This is a genomic window from Citrobacter sp. TBCS-14 (assembly GCF_005280805.1).
GTDB lineage: Bacteria > Pseudomonadota > Gammaproteobacteria > Enterobacterales > Enterobacteriaceae > Citrobacter > Citrobacter gillenii.
The window spans coordinates 1-228 of sequence record NZ_SZWM01000434.1 but is presented as its reverse complement, the minus strand read 5'-3'; the positions used below and the strand labels follow the sequence as shown (position 1 = coordinate 228).

Annotated in this window: 1 protein-coding gene; it reads left to right on the top strand. The window is 52.2% G+C overall.

Annotation, left to right across the window (positions count from 1 at the left end; all coding sequences use genetic code 11):
• Positions 1-228: malic enzyme-like NAD(P)-binding protein (locus tag FDX22_RS31225; protein WP_304571774.1), on the top strand; the 228-nt coding region annotated here is incomplete at both ends.

The window sequence follows — 228 nt, the reverse complement described above, 5'->3', positions numbered from 1 at the left end:
TTCCAGACCAAACTGGTGCAAAAACGCGAAAATCTTCAGCACTGGGATACACAAGAAGATGTGCTGTCGTTGCTTGACGTGGTCCGCAACGTTAAACCTGACATCCTGATCGGGGTTTCCGGACAGGTTGGCCTGTTTACTGAAGAGATCATTCGCGAAATGCACAAGCATTGTCCGCGTCCGATCGTTATGCCGCTGTCTAACCCGACCTCGCGCGTTGAAGCCACG